A 16825-nucleotide genomic window follows, 5' to 3' on the forward strand; every position below is an offset into this window, starting at 1 on the left:
AAAGATCATTTATATGATCTTTCTCGCTTTTTGAGTTGTGTATGAATATGCAAATATAATGAATATTTGAAATGTGAGATTAGTAAGTTTTAACAGCTTTGTATGCAGCAGCATCTTTAGCTAATGTTGTTGTTTTACCGCTTTGTTTTAAAGTAGCATCAACTGTAGTATCTACTGTTACCCATTGACCATTCAATAAAACTTCGTTCCAAGCATGGTATTCTTTAACATTTGTAGAAGTACCCATTACCAATTTTGTAGGAACGCCTACGCTACGAAGCATTGCTGCATTTAGAGAAGCGTAATCGTAGCAAATGCCTTTGTTAGATACTAATGTAGTTGCAGCATCTGGTACATATACAGCAGGCAATGCACTAGCAAATTTATAATCGTATTTTACATTAGTAGTAATATAATCGTAGATAGCTTGTGCTTTTTCTGTATCTGTTGTTGCATTTTTAGTCAATTGTTGTGCTTTGCTGATAAGAGCAGTAGCATTTTTCCAATCTACATTTTGAGTGGAAGCAAGATAGACAGCATTTTCGTTGTTAAGGTTCATTTCAAGAGAATCACCTTGGACTTTTTTGTAGCTGTTACCTGATGTGTTCTCAAGAATAGTTACATTATATGTTCCGTTACCTAATTGTAAAGGGAAAGAAGAATCAGTTTGAGTTGAGTTAAGATCGTAAGTGTAGTTCACATCGTTTTTGCTAATCATCAATTTAGTACGAGTGTGACTTGGTGCATTATAATGAACGGCGATAAAGCCTTCACTTACAGTTGAAGTGTCTAACCAAGAGTCAGTAGCAGGAGGTGTAGCTGCATAAGTATGCGTCGGAGCGAAAGAGATAAGAGTGAATGCTGTCAAGCAAGTTAGCAAAAGTTTTTTCATGATTAGTATTCCTTTCGGTAGCTGGCTGCCATGTGGTCAAGGCCCTTTAGCTTTGCGTCCCAGTCTTTCGACAGGTTTGCCGTTATCGTTTGAATTTTAGTTTAAATTTGCATATATGACATAAAAAGGATATTTAGTGTATAGAAAAAAGCTTCTTCATTCGGTGGCTGGCTGCCAACCCCATAAGAGGTAAGGCCCTTTAGCTTTGCGTCCCAGTCTTTCGACAGGTTTGCCATTATCGTGCAGAAGCTTTTATGGTTAAGTGTCTAAGTTCCTAAACCTTAAAAGTTACTGGTTGTTCATATTTACTATAATATCATTAAATTGAGAAAAATCAACTAGAAATATTTGTCGATATTCGTTCAGCATGGATAATAAGTCTATGAGTCGGATTAACTAGAGGATCGCAAGTCACTAACGTGATTTCTTCACGATTAGGGTGACTTTCTAATACTGATACGTCAGTAGGTTCCACTATACTTATATTATCGGCTTTATATTCGAAAACTTTACCCCTAGACTCAATTTTCACAATATCGCCAATTTTGACCTCATTTAATCGATTAAATAATCGTCCATATTTGTGAGCTCGATGCGCAGCAATTGCGAAGTTGCCTGCTTGACCTAATTGATCTGTTTCAGAAATGTGTACAGCTGCACTACGCATATTATCGCGTGTTGCTCCTTCGACAATCGGTAATTTTACATCAATCTTATCAATAGTAATAATCCCTAAAATATCACCTTGTACTGGTGCTGGAGCAGAAGTAGACTGTTCACTTTCTTCATTTAAAAGATGATTTACTTTGGCATATCCACTTTTTAAATTCGCAGGTTGAGCAGTAGACGGTGCGATTGCTTCACTTTCAGCTTCATTTAATAAGCGATCTTGTTGCCAATCGGCATACCATTCACTGACTTGCGGATAAGCTAGAATCATAATGCCTAGCAGAATAAATAAATAAGACCACTTTTTCATAGTTATCACTCCGTATCTCTTGTTGTATACGATAAAAAAACAGAAAAACCCCGATCATTGTTCGGGGCGGTAGGACAATCAATAAAGTATATTCGATCTATACTTGTTAGACTCCACACTTTGCGTCCTATTCTTTCGAATAGTTTGCTTTTCTCCATACATGAAATTGTCTGTTAAAGCTACAGCTAATAGTATCATTGATAGTATGCACAGTAAATAAGTAAGTGAGATAATAACACCAATAAAACAGCAAAATGTCTTAAAAAATAATAAATGATTGTTCAAACTAACGACATAACGAAATAATATATTTTTTGAGTTGGATAATGCTAGTGTGTAGATGCTCTGGTTAGGTATACGCATATGATAATCTTATATGTGATGTGGCTTCGTCTTCATATAAATAACCCGGATTAATTAAAATATTTGCCTGAATAGCGCGCTCAAACAATAATTGCATAGGTACTGTAACAGTTAACTTTACCCAAATATAAAAGCCACCTGTCGGTATTTGCCAATCGGCTATATCGCTAAAATGTTGCTGTAATAGTTCAAGCATCTGATCACGACGCGTACGCAATTGCCCGCGTACCCATTGTATATGTGGTTCATGATAACCTTGAGCGAACCATTGGGTAGCAACATATTGAGAAAGATTGCTAGAACCGTAATCGGTCTGCATTTTGATATCGGCTAATCGTTCGATAACTGGTTCAGGTGCGATAACCCAACCTACTCGAAGCCCCGGACTCATCATTTTGGACATACTTCCTAAATAGACGATATTACCATTGGAATCTTGTGATTTAAGCGGAGCAGGGGGAAGATCATCTAACCATAATTCACGATATACATCATCTTCAATAATAGGTAATCTCAATTCTTTGCATTGTTCAATAAGATCATTACGGCGTTGCTTAGACATCAATATACCTGTTGGATTATGAAAAGTAGGAATCGTATATAGTAATCCTGATTGATATTGAGCGACTGTGGCATGTAAAACCTTCAGATCAATCCCTTCTTTATCCAGAGAAACAGAATGAATAGGTATACCTGCCGATTGAAAGACTTGAATAGAACGAATATAAGATGGAGATTCAGCTACAATACTGGATGGGCGAGCGAGAAGTCCTACAGCTATTAATTGTAGAGCTTGAATAGATCCAGATACCCAGATACGATCAAAATAGAATCAGGGCTACAATGTATGCCCCATTGCTTTACATAATGAGCAATCTGCTGTCTTAATTCAAAATTGCCTTTTGGTTCTTCATACCCTAAAAACAGTTCAGACGGTGCTTGTTGTAAAATAGAAGATATTTGGCGATGAGGCATTAACTCTTTGCCTAATTCACCTGTGCCTGTACGAATCATTCCTTGAGCAAATTCAGCATGATTAATTTTTTGAATTGTTTTTAGATTGGGTTGATGGGTGCCGGCATTTACATAAGCTTGCCAATCTATCGTTTGCTGAGAAGCAGCAGCTATCAGGTTCCATGTGTTGTTGATTACAGTTGTGCCTCCACCTTTATTACCCTCTATAATGCCCCATGATTTTAATTCATCTAATGCGATCGTAATTGTACTACGATTTACTTCAAATACAGTAGCTAGTTGTCGCTGTGAAGGCAAGCGAGTCCCGATCGGCCATTCACCACTGACTATTTTATAACGAATATGTTGCTCGATTTGTCTATGTAAAGGTAAAGTGGATTGTCGATCAGGTTTCCAATAATTCATTGAGTGTACTCCTTTGTACAATAGATTGAATCCTATAGATTTGGTTGGGTTATATACTACACATTTGGCTGTACCTTTACTAGCCTATTCAAGATAGACTTAGATATGCAAGTGAAAGGAGAACAGATATGGTTGGTATTGTGATGCATGCTTTTTTATTAGCATTAGGGCTTATTTTACCGTTAGGGGTGCAAAATATTTTTATTTTTCAACAAGGGATTGTGCAGCGACCACTCTGGCGTGCTCTGCCTGTAGTGATAACAGCAGGTATTTGCGATACTTTACTTATTAGTCTGGCTGTAGGTGGAGTGTCATTAGTAGTGCTTGGATTACCCTGGATTAAGCATGTTCTAATGATCGGTGGAATCGTGTTTCTTCTATATATGGGGTATATCACATGGAAAAGTAGTATTCGTTCTGAGCAAGGGAGTATACAACCATTGTCGATACGCAAGCAGATTGTGTTTGCTTTATCTGTATCCTTGCTCAATCCACATGCGTTGCTAGATACGATCGGCGTAATTGGGATTAGTTCATTACCGTACGAAGGTATTGATAAATTTATTTTTACTCTCACATGTATTATTGTTTCATGGGTGTGGTTTGTCTGCTTGGCAGTAAGTGGACATTGGGTAGGTCGTTTTGATTCTTCCGGCAGATGGTTAAATGTATTGAACAAATGTTCAGCATTAATGATCTGGGGGATTGCGCTATTTCTTTTATATCGTTATCTGTATGAAGCTATATAAAATGAAGATTATAGTCAGAACAAATGCTACATATACTATGCTAAAGCACAACAAAAAACCTCTATATTGCTGAAATATCTCAGTAATATAGAGGTTTTTTGTTTATTTTATGTGATAAGACATCCAGAAAAAGTGTTCTTTTTTGGTAGATGATGTACAGATAGATCGAAGTCAATCTAGACAGTATCGGCAACAGGACGACCAAATTCAGGTGTACCATCAGATCTCCATTGGATTACTTGAGCGCGCATATGACGGTTAGGATCATATAATGGATTGCCTGAAATTTCTTTGTAATTACGAGCATGATAGATCATTACATCATGTTGCCCATCTTCTGAGATTGTAAAGCAATTATGCCCGGGGCCATATTGAGAATGGGCTTCTGCTGTGCCAAAAACTGGCTGATCACTTTTGCGCCATGATCCAGCATTTAGAATATCGCTATGGATATCGGCCGTAAGTAGTCCCAGACAGTAATGGTGATCGGTAGCACTAGCAGAATAGCTGATAAATAATTGATCTTGTTTACGTAAAAAAGCAGGGCCTTCGTTGACTTTGAATCCGATACATTCCCATGACAATTCAGGAATACTTAATCGAGTGGGAGTCCCTTTTAATGTCCAGGGATTTGCCATAAGAGATAAGTATAAATTGGAATTACCATCGACTTCAGGTTCTTTTTGCGCCCATAACAGATATTGTTGATCTTGATGTATAAATGTTGTCGCATCCAGAGCGAATGTATCCCATGGAGTAACGATTTGTCCTTTTTCGATCCATGAACCTTGTAGTGGATCAGGGTGATCATTTTCCAGTACAAACATACGATGCTGGAAAAGCCCATCGACAATCTCGTCTGTAGCGGCGGCAGCAAAATAGATATACCATTTCTGATGAATGTAATGAAGCTCAGGAGCCCAGATTAAATGACTCATCGGCCCGCTATCTGGCTTACGCCATACGATTACAGGTTCTGCATCAGCTAGATTTTGAATCGTAGCTGCACGCCGAAGTTCGATATAATCAAACGAAGGAACAGAGCCGGTAAAATAATATTGTTGATCGGTATGTCGATACACCCATGGATCAGCACGTTGTTCAATAATCGGATTGCGATAAGTATTCGTAGCAGAAGAAGGTGAAGATTGAGTATCCATCTCAAAACTCCTTTGTATAATCTGTCATGTAGTATAGCGATATGATTACGTATTAGCCTTTAACAGCTCCAGCCGTTACACCGCCGATAATATACTTTTGCGCAAATAGATAGAACACCATAATCGGGATCATAGATAAAATAATCGCTGCAAACGCCATATTAATCTCTGATGTATATTCTCCGAAAAATTGAAATTGAACAAGTGGTAATGTAGAAGCTTCTTTTTTCTGAACGATAATCATTGATACGACAAAGTCATTCCATGCTCCAAGTGCACTTAATACAAGAATTGTTGAATTAATTGGCTTGAGTAACGGAAAAATAATACTGAAAAATGTCCGATATCTGGATGCGCCATCAAGTGTTGCCGATTCTTCTAATTCTCGCGGAACTGTCTTGATAAAGCCTACATAGAGAAAAGCAAAATAACCAATTTGTACACCAGTCAAAGCAATAATCAAACCGGGAATCGTATTTAATAAATGCAGCTCTGTCCACGTTTTGTAAAGTGGAAACATCAGTACTTGGAAAGGCAACATAATACTAGACATAAATAGATAGTAGAAAAAGTTGTAAAACCGATTGTTGTTACGAGCGATCATATAAGCCGCCATAGAACAGACAGTAATCGTTAAGAGTACAGTCCCGATCGTTGTTAACACACTATTACGCAAAGCCAGAAAAAAGTTAGAAGCAGCTATCGCATCGCTATAGTTGGACCATGCAATATGTGTTGGAAAAGCGAGCGGACTTTGAGCTGTTTCTACAGGTGTCTTGATCGAATACACGATCGCAATATAAAACGGAAATAAAAACAAAATAGCGATGATATAAAGCATAATGATTCGTAATAATTTGGGAAAACGACGATTGGGCGCTTCTTTGATTTGTACGATCGGAACCGAAGTATTCAATATTCCACCTCTCTTCTGCGGAAATAGTTAGTGACGAACACTGTGACGATTAAGATGAAGAAAAATAACATCAATGCCGCCATCTGTCCGTAACCTGCTTTGAAATAAGGGAACTCGTAATTGTACACATACATCGCTAGTGTCTCGGAGGATGTACCCGGGCCACCTTTTGTAGCGACCATCGGGTAATCAAATTGTCGTAATCCAGTCCCGATCCAGAGCGGAATACAATACGTAAATGCAGGCATTAATAAAGGAACAGTGATTTTGGAAAATTGAGTCCAGCTACCGGCTCCATCGATATGCGCAGATTCGTACATATCTTTGGGAATCGTCTGTAGACCGGCATAGTAGATAACCATCGCGAGTCCGACTTCTTTCCAGACGCTAATAATCGAGATACCTAACATAACTGTTGTCGGATTTCCCAATAATCCTCCATCGGTATGGAAAATCGTTGGAAAAATATCGCTGTAAATATAACGCCAGATAATAGCAGCCAGTACCAGACTGATTACCATCGGCATAAAAATAAAACTTTTGAGCAAATTAACACCCGGGAACTTGGTATTCAGCGCAACAGCAAGTCCCAAGCCGATAACGTTAATAAAGACAGTCGTAAAGATAGCAAAAAACAATGTGTTTTTGATCGGATTTAGTAGCTCTGTATCGGTAAATAATAATTTAAGATTGTGCAAACCAACATAATCGTAAGACATATCGATACCGTTCCAGTTGGTGAAAGCGATATTGACTCCGCGAAAAAACGGAAATACAACGACAAGGCAAAAGAATAGTAATGCAGGAACGATAAAGCTGAACTTGAGCAGTTCGTCTTTGTACTTACGGGTCACGAGATCACCACCACATTAGTTAGAATAGGGTACATATGATTAATTCATTTTATTAATACGAGCGAAGTCGGCATCTAATTTTTGTAGCAATTCATCGACACTACGTGTCGCAGGATCAGAGACAAGGAAGAAGGTTAAATCTTTTTGCCAAGTATCATCATATTGACCGTACCAGAGTGGTTTGACCTGATTGTTAACCACTTTGCCTGTTTTGAAGATCGTTTGAAATTCTTCAGCGATTGGATCTTGTTTGGCTGGTTTGATATCTGCTGAAATAGCGCTTAATGTCTGTACGCCATCTGCCCAGATTTGAGATCCTTCCTCCGAAGCCATAAATTCTAAGAATTTTTTGGCGGCATCTAAATTTTTGGATTGAGCGCCGATCATCCAAGTATCATCTGTTGAATAGGTCATTACATTATTCTCAGGAGTATCTGTTGCCGGATACATAAATACACCGAAATTACCGTCAGGGCTATAATTACGAATCGTTCCAATAGCGAAGCTACCCATAATATCCATAGCTGCTTTACCTTGTGCAAAGTATTGAAGCGAACGGTCATAATCAATATCAGCGGCATCTTTATTGGCAAAAGAGCTTAATGTATTTACACGTCCTAAGAAATCTTTATACCCGGGAATCGCTGCAAATGTAGTCTCGCCTGCCATCACTTTACCAGCATAATCAGGATTTTCTTTGAGCAATGTTCCCCACATATCCGGCCACATAAAGCTCATATACGAAGCCCCATCTTTCCACGAAGCTGCAAATGGAGTGATATTTTTAGATTGTAATGTTTGTGCTACTTTTACAAGTTCAGAGTATGTTTTAGGAACTTCAACACCTGCTTTTTTGAATAAATCTTTGTTATAGATCACTGCATTGGTCATAAGATCGGTAGGCAATCCGTATACTTTACCGTCGTAAGACACGTTAGGCAGATAGTCTTTGTTTACTTTTTGAATAAAAGGTTCGTTGGTAAGGTCTAGAAAAGCACCTGCTTTGGTAATATCAACCATACCTTGTGGACGACCGAAAATAATATCCGGTACATCGCTTGCGGCTACTTTCATTTTGATATTGTCGTTGTATTTATCCACAGGCATGACTTGCACATCGAATGTAATATTAGGATTCAATTCTGTAAAACGATCGGTTAATTTTTTGAATGTATCGACTTTTGGTTTTTCGACCATATAGTGAGTTACGGTCAATGTCACTTTGTCATTCGCTCCACTTCCACCAGAAGCAGAAGAAGAATCAGTAGAGTTACCACAAGCAGATAGAAGGGTCGTCACCAGTAGCAAAGAAGAAAGCAATAAGCCTGACTTTTTCATAAATGACCTCCAAATTCAAAATGTAAACGCTTCATTTCTGTAGTATACGTTTGCTGATTTAGGATTTATATACTCAATTGGTTATAAATTTAGTAAAAATATATTTTATATAAAAATATAATTTGTATGCTATAATCTGCTCCAAACAAAATGTATACGTTTACATTAAAAGTGTTATGCTATAAAAAATGGTAAAAAATCATGCAGGAGGTGAATGCTGAAAATGAAAAAAATACCGCTATATAAGCAAATCAAACAGCAGATTAAAGAGAAAATTATTTCAGGGGAATTGCGCTACAAAGATCGTGTACCCTCAGAGCAAGAAATGATGGATGAGTATCAAGTGAGTAAAATTACAGTAAAAAATGCATTGATAGGGCTTGCTGAAGAAGGATTAGTGATACGTGTTCAGGGGAAAGGTACATTTGTATGCTGGAAAGAGCAAGAGTGTATCAATCAAAGTCAATCTGACTCGATATACGGTACTCAACCACGTGTATTATCAAATACTCCTCTAGCTAATCTACCACTGATCGGGCTTATTGTTCCTACGATGAAAACCAATGTTATCCAGAAAATGATTGATTATAGTGAGTATTATGCAGGTCAACTGGGTTATCAATTGATTCTTCATATTACGCGTGAATCTTCTAGCAATGAAAGTGAAGCGATTGATCGATTGTTGTCGATCGGGGCGCAAGGAATGATCGTATTTCCAACAGAAGATGAAAAGTATAATGAGTCGTTATTGCGGTTATCACTGGATAAATTTCCTTTTGTATTTATGGATCGGTATCTACGCAATATCGAGACATTTCGGATTACTTCGAATAATTTGAGTGCAGCTTATGAAGCGATTGAGTATTTGTTAAGTAAACAGCATCGTCATATTGCTTTAATTTCACCGGATCGTACGAATACTGTTATTGAAGATCGTACTGTTGGGTTTGAAAAAGCGTATATCGATCATCATATCTCGATTGATAAAAATTTGTGGTGTCATATTCCGCTTGATATTTTACGTAATCAGCAGGGGAAAGAATATATTGCCCATTTCATCACTCATCATCCGCAAGTGACCGCAGTGCTAGCATTGAGCGCCGAAGCAGCGAAATTGACCTATGCGTCATTAGTAGAGTTAAAGAAAACGGAGACGGTAGAACTGATTTCTTTTGATGATCCTGAATTGCCGGGAGTTGGTTACTTGAAGCAAGATGAACGCACGATTGCGAGGTTAGCGGTAGAATTAGTACATGCGCAGATCAAAGGAAATTACGAACCACAACATAGAGTAGTGGAAGTCAGTCTGAATGTACAACAGTCGATCTAATATAGCATCCAATCTCAGGGTAAAAGAACGAGTAGACGTACAACAAAAGCCCAATAAGGTGAAAAAAGCCTTCAAAAGATCATTCCCCGCTCTATATAGACATTGAATATTCGTCTATACATGAAGGTGAAATCGATCATTTAAAGGCTTATTGTTTACCCTAATCAAGCATGATCAAAGAGTAGATTTATATTGCTTAATAAACGAAACAGCTTGGCGAATATCTTGCTCTGGTTGGTCGCCCACTTCACGTTCGATCGTTAGATAACCGGTATATCCAATATCTTGAAGAGCGGCAAAATAAGCTGGAAAATCAACAGTTCCTTCACCAAGTGGTACTTCGCTAAATCCTATACTTCCATCATTCATCGCCGCAATCTGTTCGTGGCTTAGATCACCATATACATCATGAGGATTTACTTCACGCGTACGAATACCGTCTTTGACATGAGTATGCACGATGTAATCACGTAACGTATAGACACCTTGTACAGGATCGTCGCCTGTAACCATCACCATATTAGCAGGATCGTAATTGACAGCAACGCCTTTACTTTCTAACGAATCTAGAAAAGATTTGAGGCGTGATGCCGGTTCAGGGCCGGTCTCTATCGCAAAGTATCCTCCAAGTGAAGAAGCGAACGCAGCTAGTTCATTACAAGCAGATTGCATCACTTTATAGATCGGATCGCTCTCGTCTTCAGGCACAATACCGATATGAGTCGTTACAATCGGACTGCCTAATTCAAGCGCTAATGTCATCACTTTTTTGGACTTTTCGATTTTCCAGACATTATCTGCTTCATTGCGGAATCCTTCTCCACCATAATCTGCACAGAGCGCAGATACTTCCAGTCCAAGTTCAGCTAGATATTGTTTGAGTTCAGCGCGTGCTTTAGCATCGAGTTGATCGGGCTCCATTTCGCCTTGTGTTGCCCAAATCTGTACACCGTCTGCACCAACTTCTTTTGCTTTTTGCAAATCTGCTCTAACACCCAGACCGAAGCTATCTGAAATAACACCGATTTTGCCTAATGTTGTGACCATATGTTTACACCTCGTCCCATATTCTTTGTACATTCGCAAGTCCAATCCGTGCACCAAGCAAATCATTTTCCATACCTTCAAATTCGACAGAAATATATCCATCATATCCAGAATGCTTCACTATACGCAGTACTTCCCACATATCAATATCGCCTTGACCGATAATCGCTCCACGTAGATATTGTCCTGCTGTACTGGTAAACCATCCTTCACCAGGAGCACGATAACCAGGGCGAATATAGAAGTCTTTGACATGTACCATTGAGGCATAAGGCAAGTTCTGAGCAACAGCAGCTACTGGATTTTCATCAGCACATAGAAAGTTACCGATATCGAGTGTTGTTTTGTAATTTGGACGATCTACAGTCTGGATAAGTGTCTGTACACGATCTGCCTGTTGAATAAAAAAGCCATGATTTTCGACACTGGTCGTTATTCCATATTGTTGTGCATGATCAGCGATACGACGACAAGCTGAAGCGAGACGATTTAATTGTTGATGAAAATGTTGAATCGATACGTCTGGTGAAGAAGCGACATCATGACGCATTAATGTAACCCCTAATTGCTGAGCGATATTGACTTCGTCCATCACACGCTGAATTTCTCGCTCGTATTCTTCATCACTGTCGGTCAAAAAATTAGCACCAATCGCATAGTTAGAAAGTTCAATCCCACGTTCACGAGCGCGGGTAACAATCTGTTCGATCAATTCAGGCTGTTCTGTCAAATTATAACTAAGAGGAACGATCTCTACATGAACAGCTCCATGATCTGCTGCAAAGTCGATCACATCCGGTACACTCATAGCACCAGAACTCAATTGTCCATGTAGACTATACGTACTCAGTCCGAGCTTCATAATAGTACCTCCTTGCCAAGCTTAGCGGATTCGTAGATAGCTGTGAGCATACGCATCATCTGCACGCCATCTTCCACCGGACTTAGTGGTTGTTTGCCTGTCTGAATACAATCGATAAAGTGTTTAATTTCATTATCAAATGCTTGCTCAAATTGAAAATCTTTATGATCGGTTTGAGGTTCGATATTCAGTACAGTATTGTACTTTTCGGTAGTGATATGAACAGCTGGATCCACTTCAAATCCACCTTTTGTTCCATACAATTTGATCATGCCTTCATTTTGTTTGGCATGCAGACTAAAGCTGACGTCTACGATCAGGGAAGCTCCATTTTTGAAACGGATCATAGCATTTGCCATATCTTCTACATCATTTTGAGTGGCATCATAATCAGCGGCTTGATAACGGGATAAATGTTCGACATTCGCTCGATTGCCTAACTCATAATACGTATTACCACTAACCGATAACGGTTCAGGTCTGCCCATCAGATACCAGCATAGATCAATAGCATGAACACCAATATCAATTAATGGCCCACCGCCAGAACGATTGCTATCGCTAAACCAACCGCCCGGATTGCCGAGACGACGAATATACGAAGCTTTGGCATAATAGATATTACCAAAATCGCCTTGTTCACTAAATTGGTGAAGCATCTGGGCATTGGAATCATAGCGACGTACAAACCCGACTTGCAATAATTTGCCTGTAGCTTGTACAGCAGCTTGTACTTGTTGTGCTTCTTCTACTGTACGGCAAAGAGGCTTCTCTACCAGTACGTGTTTGCCTGCTTGAAGCGCCGCAATACTAATCTCAGCATGACTGTTATTCCATGTACAGATACTGACAGCATCAATATCTGGATTGTTCAGAAGTTCTTGATAATCTGTATAAGGAATTGCGGCTTCATATTGCTTGGCTACTGTCTGTGCACGTTCTGCATTAAGATCACAGACACCGATAATCTCTACATCTGGATGATTGTTATAAGGTTTTAAATGAAATTCTGAAATACTGCCGACACCGATCACACCTATACCAATTTTGGCTGTCATACGTAGTCTCCTTTAGCGTCTTTACTTCAAGTAAAGTACACATGAATTGGGGTAAACAATGGGAATACAATCATATACCTATATGTATTTCTTTGGGAAAGATATCGTTCTGTTGAAATTATATAATGTATCGCTAGAACGGTCATGAAGCGGTGTGCGGTTTGTTTGTACTATTGTGCGATTTGAAATGATACAATAGAGAAAGAAATAGAATAAAAAAGTGCATTTTGCTGGCAAAGGAGTCTCTCTATGAACTGGCCTGTAGATTTGCAAGAACCGATGAATATGCCTGATCCTTATTTTCCTATCAAAATGAATTTTTGCCATTCTTCAGAGTATGGACAGATTTTGTTCCCGCACCACTGGCATCCTCATATGGAATTTTTGTATTTTGAAGAAGGCGAAGCAATTATAGAATGCAATTCAGTACCGATTCATGTACATGCAGGAGATATTATTGTGTTAAATAGTAATGATCTTCATCATGGTATCAGTCTATGTAATCATCTGGTCTATTATGCGCTTATTGCTGATCTTTCTTCGTTGCAAAGTCTTTCTCAAGATGCTGTAGAGACCAAATTTATTACGCCGATGACACAGAATCGGCTGCTTTTTCAAAGTTATATTACAACAGATGATGCGCTTGAACGCTGTATGAACGATATTGTACATGAATTCAAAACACGTCATTTAGGGTATGAATTATCGATCAAATCCAATATGTATCGCTTGCTTACTATGCTTGTACGTCATTATGTAATTGATGATTCCAACTGGCAAAATCATCACAGTCGAATCAAAAATTTGGAACGATTTACTCCTATTTTGCAATATATCGAACAGCATTATGGGGATGAGATTCCTGTAGAAACGCTTGCCCGAATGGCAGGATTAAGCCGTTTTCATTTTAGTCGTCTTTTTCACGAATTGACCAATCGCACAGTGACCGAATATATCAATCGTGTGCGTATCAATCGAGCCGAATATTTATTGCTGAATAGCAGTATGACCGTAGCCGAAATTGCGATGGCTTCAGGATATAACGATATTTCGTACTTCAGTCGAACATTCAAAAAATACCGTAACGGTTCGCCTACTGAAATACGGGCATCATTTGCAAATGTGGAATAATATAAAAAAAGTTCACCTTATGGGCGAACTTTGATAGATGATTGATTTAATTTTTTCCAATTAGCAATAGCATCACTTACTTCTTTATCTCTTAATTGATCATTTGATTCAGGAATTGTTGGGAAAACTTCATAATTAGAGAACTGATTTTTTTGTAATGATGTAATAGAGGAAGTATTCTCTTTGGGTAAGTTGGTTTGGGTAGTTTGCTTTTTCATTTCATCCACCACCTTTGTTTAAGTATACATCAATTAAATGTTGTCCAGCAAGACAAGGTATCATCATTCGAGTTGAACCTATACGTTCTGCGCCATATTCTTTTATATAATGTGTAATCAATCCTGTTTTGGAATCGAAAGCAATAAAGCCGTCTCCACCTTGATCTAAATGTCTTTTTGTAGCAAATGCAAATAAATGATGGGCTATATATTTGTATTTTTCTTGTGAACCACGATTACGGGGAGCTTTTTCAATTAAATGTATCCATACATGATCTCCTCTGTTTTCTAAAGCAATAGCACCTTCAACATAAGTAGAATGCGCAGTAGTTAATATATAAACTTCAACGTTCTCGTACTTGAAATATATTGTCCAATCAAATGTAAGTGTCCAGTCTGATTGTAAGTGTTGAATATCTATTAATTTGACTGGAGTTATACACATGGGGATCATTTTACCTGTACTATTTTCTACTAACATGTGAACACCTCAAACTATAATTTATGTAAATGAGTAATAGATATAGTTTAACAAATACAATCTACAAAGCACAGACAAGCTATCAAAGTAAAATCGTTATTTTAATCTAAGAAATGAGGTGCTTATCGATGAATATACAGAATTATTTTGCAGTGACTGCGGAGCAACAGGAATTGGTGCAATGGATCGGAGAGATAGCAGATCGTTATGCAGATGGAGCAGTAGAAGCAGATGAACAGAATCATTTAAATGCAGAACTTATTCAGGCGCTCAAAGACGCTGAGTATCATACCTTTTCAGTTCCACAAGAATATGGCGGGAAAGGTATCTCGCTAAACGACTTTCTACTTTGTCAGGAACGGATAGCTCAAGTCGATGCACCGACAGCGATAGCGATAGGCTGGCATCATATTTCGATGTTTAATCTAGCGCAAAGTCGTACATGGGATGAAGATGTTTTTGCTGATCTTTGTCGTGATGTGGTTGAACATGGAGCATTGATCAATCGTGCGGATTCTGAAGCGGCAACAGGCAGTCCTTCACGTGGAGGTAGACCACAGACAAAAGCGACATTATCAGGAGATCAATATGTACTGAACGGTAGAAAATCATTTACAACGATGTCACCGATGTTAGATTATTTTCTGATCTCTGCAACAATCGAGCCGGATAACAAAGTGGCTGATTTCTTAATTCCACGTCACGTAGAAGGAGTATCGATTGATCCTGTATGGGATATGGTAGGGATGCGCGGAACCGCCAGTCATAATCTAGTCTTGGAAAATGTAACTTTACCATCGAAAGCTTGCGTCGGTATACGTCCAAATGTTAATCCAGATCAACCGCGTAAATGGGAATTAAGTGCATATATGATGAATATTCCTGCTAGTTATTTGGGAATAGCGATAGCAGCTAGACAACATGCGATTAATTTTGCATCAACCTATCAACCGAATAGTGTGAATGAACCGATTATTCATTTGCCTCATATTCAGCAGAAATTAGGGCAACTGGAGCTAGAACTGACCACAGCACGTCATTTTATGTATGCAGTAGCGAACCGTTGGGATATGGAGCAACAGAATAGATTGTCTGCTGGAAAAGGATCATCTTCCGATTATCAGAACTGGAATAGTCCTGATATCGCAGCTGTCAAAACTGTAGCTATTCAAGCGGCAATATCGGTGACCGATCAAGCGATGCGTATCGTTGGCGCTCATAGTCTGGCAATGAGCCATCCACTACAACGACTCTATCGTGATGTACGCTTCGGTCTGCATAACCCGCCGATGGATGATGTCACGATTACTCAACTGGCACAACGTGCTATTCGTTCACAAGGTACAAAAGAAATAGCTACCAAATGAATACTGTATACGTAATATAAAAAGTAGTAGATTGATGTATCTAAAAATAAAGCGTAATTGCGTAAAGGACGAGATATTTTGTTGATTAACACACTGGCATGGATTGGAACATTGTTTATGGTATTAGCAGTTATTTTGAGCAGTCGTGGATTTGGAGAAATCGGTGTTAGAAGGCGCAATGATGATGCTGAAATTGAAGCTTATATGGCACGCAAAAAGAAAAGAATACAGTGGGCGATTCGAAGTTTTGGAGTAGCGGTTGTAATTTATATTGTGGTTTTTGTTGTTTATGCTATAGGATGACGTATTCAAGATAGTGTTGACAGTGTCTGGAAAAACGTTATATGATGATCACAATTCAGGCAGGACAGTTAACATGATTAGATACATCAACCAATTAGAAATACACATATACTAAAAAAAGGAGGTCACGAGAAGATGAGTTATAATCCCGATTTGCAACTATTTGATCTAAAGAAAGATGAACAATCTTATTATCATCAGCGCAATTCGATACGTATTATAACGACTTATCATTCTGATCGGACCTCGCAAGATTTTATGCTTGCAGAATACATATGCTTATAGATTACCGCTTATCTTCTATGTTAGGAACGTAGAATGATACAGTTGTGTCTTACCGTATAATGATTCCAGTGTATATGACACTGTAGAGACCGCAGACGATTAAGTCTGTGGT

General features: G+C 38.6%; 19 protein-coding genes and 3 riboswitches. Of the genes, 6 read left to right on the plus strand and 13 right to left on the minus strand.

Annotation, left to right across the window (positions count from 1 at the left end; genetic code table 11):
• Window positions 1-79 precede the first annotated feature (79 nt).
• The 4 genes from PQ456_RS04580 to PQ456_RS04595 form a co-directional block, all read right to left on the minus strand.
• A complete protein-coding gene (locus tag PQ456_RS04580; RefSeq protein WP_273615075.1) occupies window positions 80-892 on the minus strand; it encodes a transglutaminase-like domain-containing protein in 813 nt (270 codons plus the stop codon).
• A gap of 13 nt (window positions 893-905) precedes the next feature.
• Window positions 906-983, minus strand: a riboswitch (cyclic di-GMP riboswitch).
• A gap of 68 nt (window positions 984-1051) precedes the next feature.
• Window positions 1052-1136, minus strand: a riboswitch (cyclic di-GMP riboswitch).
• Window positions 1137-1226: 90 nt separating this feature from the next.
• A complete protein-coding gene (locus tag PQ456_RS04585; RefSeq protein WP_273615076.1) occupies window positions 1227-1871 on the minus strand; it encodes a class D sortase in 645 nt (214 codons plus the stop codon).
• 62 nt (window positions 1872-1933) lie between these two features.
• Window positions 1934-2030: riboswitch (cyclic di-GMP riboswitch) on the minus strand.
• A 190-nt stretch (window positions 2031-2220) separates the two neighbouring features.
• Window positions 2221-3051 carry an aminotransferase-like domain-containing protein gene (locus tag PQ456_RS04590; protein WP_337957878.1) on the minus strand — a complete coding sequence of 277 codons (831 nt, stop codon included), beginning with the start codon at window positions 3049-3051 and terminating at the stop codon, window positions 2221-2223.
• Window positions 3015-3614, minus strand: coding sequence for a GntR family transcriptional regulator (locus PQ456_RS04595; protein WP_273615077.1), 600 nt, complete (start codon window positions 3612-3614; stop codon window positions 3015-3017). Before PQ456_RS04595 ends, PQ456_RS04590 begins: the two co-directional genes overlap by 37 nt.
• Window positions 3615-3742: 128 nt before the next feature.
• Here PQ456_RS04595 and PQ456_RS04600 point away from each other — a divergent pair, with 128 nt between their 5' ends.
• Window positions 3743-4363 (plus strand): LysE/ArgO family amino acid transporter, encoded by a 621-nt coding sequence (locus tag PQ456_RS04600; RefSeq protein WP_273615078.1) that lies wholly within the window; start codon window positions 3743-3745, stop codon window positions 4361-4363.
• A gap of 176 nt (window positions 4364-4539) precedes the next feature.
• On the opposite strand, the gene PQ456_RS04605 is transcribed toward PQ456_RS04600, so the two are convergent.
• The 4 genes from PQ456_RS04605 to PQ456_RS04620 are packed head-to-tail and all read right to left on the minus strand — an operon-like array spanning window position 4540 to window position 8631.
• The gene (locus PQ456_RS04605; protein WP_273615079.1) at window positions 4540-5523 is read right to left on the minus strand and encodes a glycoside hydrolase family 43 protein; all 984 of its coding nucleotides are present in this window, start codon (window positions 5521-5523) and stop codon (window positions 4540-4542) included.
• Window positions 5524-5575: 52 nt separating this feature from the next.
• Complete coding sequence (locus tag PQ456_RS04610; protein WP_273615080.1) at window positions 5576-6439, minus strand: carbohydrate ABC transporter permease; 864 nt, start codon at window positions 6437-6439, stop codon at window positions 5576-5578.
• Window positions 6436-7293: a carbohydrate ABC transporter permease gene (locus PQ456_RS04615; protein WP_273615081.1), complete on the minus strand. Its 858-nt coding sequence runs from the start codon at window positions 7291-7293 to the stop codon at window positions 6436-6438. The genes PQ456_RS04610 and PQ456_RS04615 overlap by 4 nt, the downstream gene beginning before the upstream one ends.
• Before the next feature lie 39 nt (window positions 7294-7332).
• Window positions 7333-8631: an ABC transporter substrate-binding protein gene (locus tag PQ456_RS04620; protein ID WP_273615082.1), complete on the minus strand. Its 1299-nt coding sequence runs from the start codon at window positions 8629-8631 to the stop codon at window positions 7333-7335.
• A gap of 223 nt (window positions 8632-8854) precedes the next feature.
• On the opposite strand from PQ456_RS04620, the gene PQ456_RS04625 reads away from it, so the two are divergent.
• Complete coding sequence (locus PQ456_RS04625; RefSeq protein ID WP_273615083.1) at window positions 8855-9961, plus strand: GntR family transcriptional regulator; 1107 nt, start codon at window positions 8855-8857, stop codon at window positions 9959-9961.
• Between the two features lie 174 nt (window positions 9962-10135).
• Here the strand turns inward: PQ456_RS04625 and PQ456_RS04630 are convergent, their stop codons facing one another.
• The 3 genes from PQ456_RS04630 to PQ456_RS04640 are packed head-to-tail and all read right to left on the minus strand — an operon-like array spanning window position 10136 to window position 12928.
• The gene (locus PQ456_RS04630) at window positions 10136-11008 is read right to left on the minus strand and encodes a sugar phosphate isomerase/epimerase family protein (protein ID WP_273615084.1); all 873 of its coding nucleotides are present in this window, start codon (window positions 11006-11008) and stop codon (window positions 10136-10138) included.
• Window positions 11009-11012: 4 nt separating this feature from the next.
• Window positions 11013-11870 carry a sugar phosphate isomerase/epimerase family protein gene (locus tag PQ456_RS04635; protein WP_273615085.1) on the minus strand — a complete coding sequence of 286 codons (858 nt, stop codon included), beginning with the start codon at window positions 11868-11870 and terminating at the stop codon, window positions 11013-11015.
• Window positions 11867-12928, minus strand: coding sequence for a Gfo/Idh/MocA family protein (locus PQ456_RS04640; protein WP_273615086.1), 1062 nt, complete (start codon window positions 12926-12928; stop codon window positions 11867-11869). Before PQ456_RS04640 ends, PQ456_RS04635 begins: the two co-directional genes overlap by 4 nt.
• 249 nt (window positions 12929-13177) lie before the next feature.
• Here PQ456_RS04640 and PQ456_RS04645 point away from each other — a divergent pair, with 249 nt between their 5' ends.
• Entirely contained in the window at window positions 13178-14059 is an 882-nt protein-coding gene (locus PQ456_RS04645) for an AraC family transcriptional regulator (protein WP_273615087.1), read from the plus strand.
• Between the two features lie 17 nt (window positions 14060-14076).
• Here the strand turns inward: PQ456_RS04645 and PQ456_RS04650 are convergent, their stop codons facing one another.
• Both PQ456_RS04650 and PQ456_RS04655 read right to left on the minus strand, forming a co-directional pair.
• A complete protein-coding gene (locus tag PQ456_RS04650; RefSeq protein WP_273615088.1) occupies window positions 14077-14277 on the minus strand; it encodes a hypothetical protein in 201 nt (66 codons plus the stop codon).
• 1 nt (window position 14278) lies between these two features.
• Window positions 14279-14758 carry a hypothetical protein gene (locus tag PQ456_RS04655; RefSeq protein ID WP_273615089.1) on the minus strand — a complete coding sequence of 160 codons (480 nt, stop codon included), beginning with the start codon at window positions 14756-14758 and terminating at the stop codon, window positions 14279-14281.
• Between the two features lie 128 nt (window positions 14759-14886).
• Between PQ456_RS04655 and PQ456_RS04660 the strand changes: the two genes are divergently transcribed.
• The 3 genes from PQ456_RS04660 to PQ456_RS04670 all read left to right on the plus strand — a co-directional run bounded on the left by PQ456_RS04660 (window position 14887) and on the right by PQ456_RS04670 (window position 16713).
• The gene (locus PQ456_RS04660; RefSeq protein ID WP_273615090.1) at window positions 14887-16125 is read left to right on the plus strand and encodes an acyl-CoA dehydrogenase family protein; all 1239 of its coding nucleotides are present in this window, start codon (window positions 14887-14889) and stop codon (window positions 16123-16125) included.
• 78 nt (window positions 16126-16203) lie between these two features.
• Window positions 16204-16428, plus strand: a complete 225-nt coding sequence (locus PQ456_RS04665) for a hypothetical protein (RefSeq protein ID WP_273615091.1) — start codon at window positions 16204-16206, stop codon at window positions 16426-16428.
• A gap of 135 nt (window positions 16429-16563) precedes the next feature.
• Window positions 16564-16713, plus strand: a complete 150-nt coding sequence (locus PQ456_RS04670) for a hypothetical protein (protein WP_273615092.1) — start codon at window positions 16564-16566, stop codon at window positions 16711-16713.
• The last annotated feature ends 112 nt before the right edge of the window (window positions 16714-16825 follow it).

This window comes from Paenibacillus kyungheensis, assembly GCF_028606985.1.
Taxonomy (GTDB): Bacteria; Bacillota; Bacilli; order Paenibacillales; family Paenibacillaceae; genus Saccharibacillus; species Saccharibacillus kyungheensis.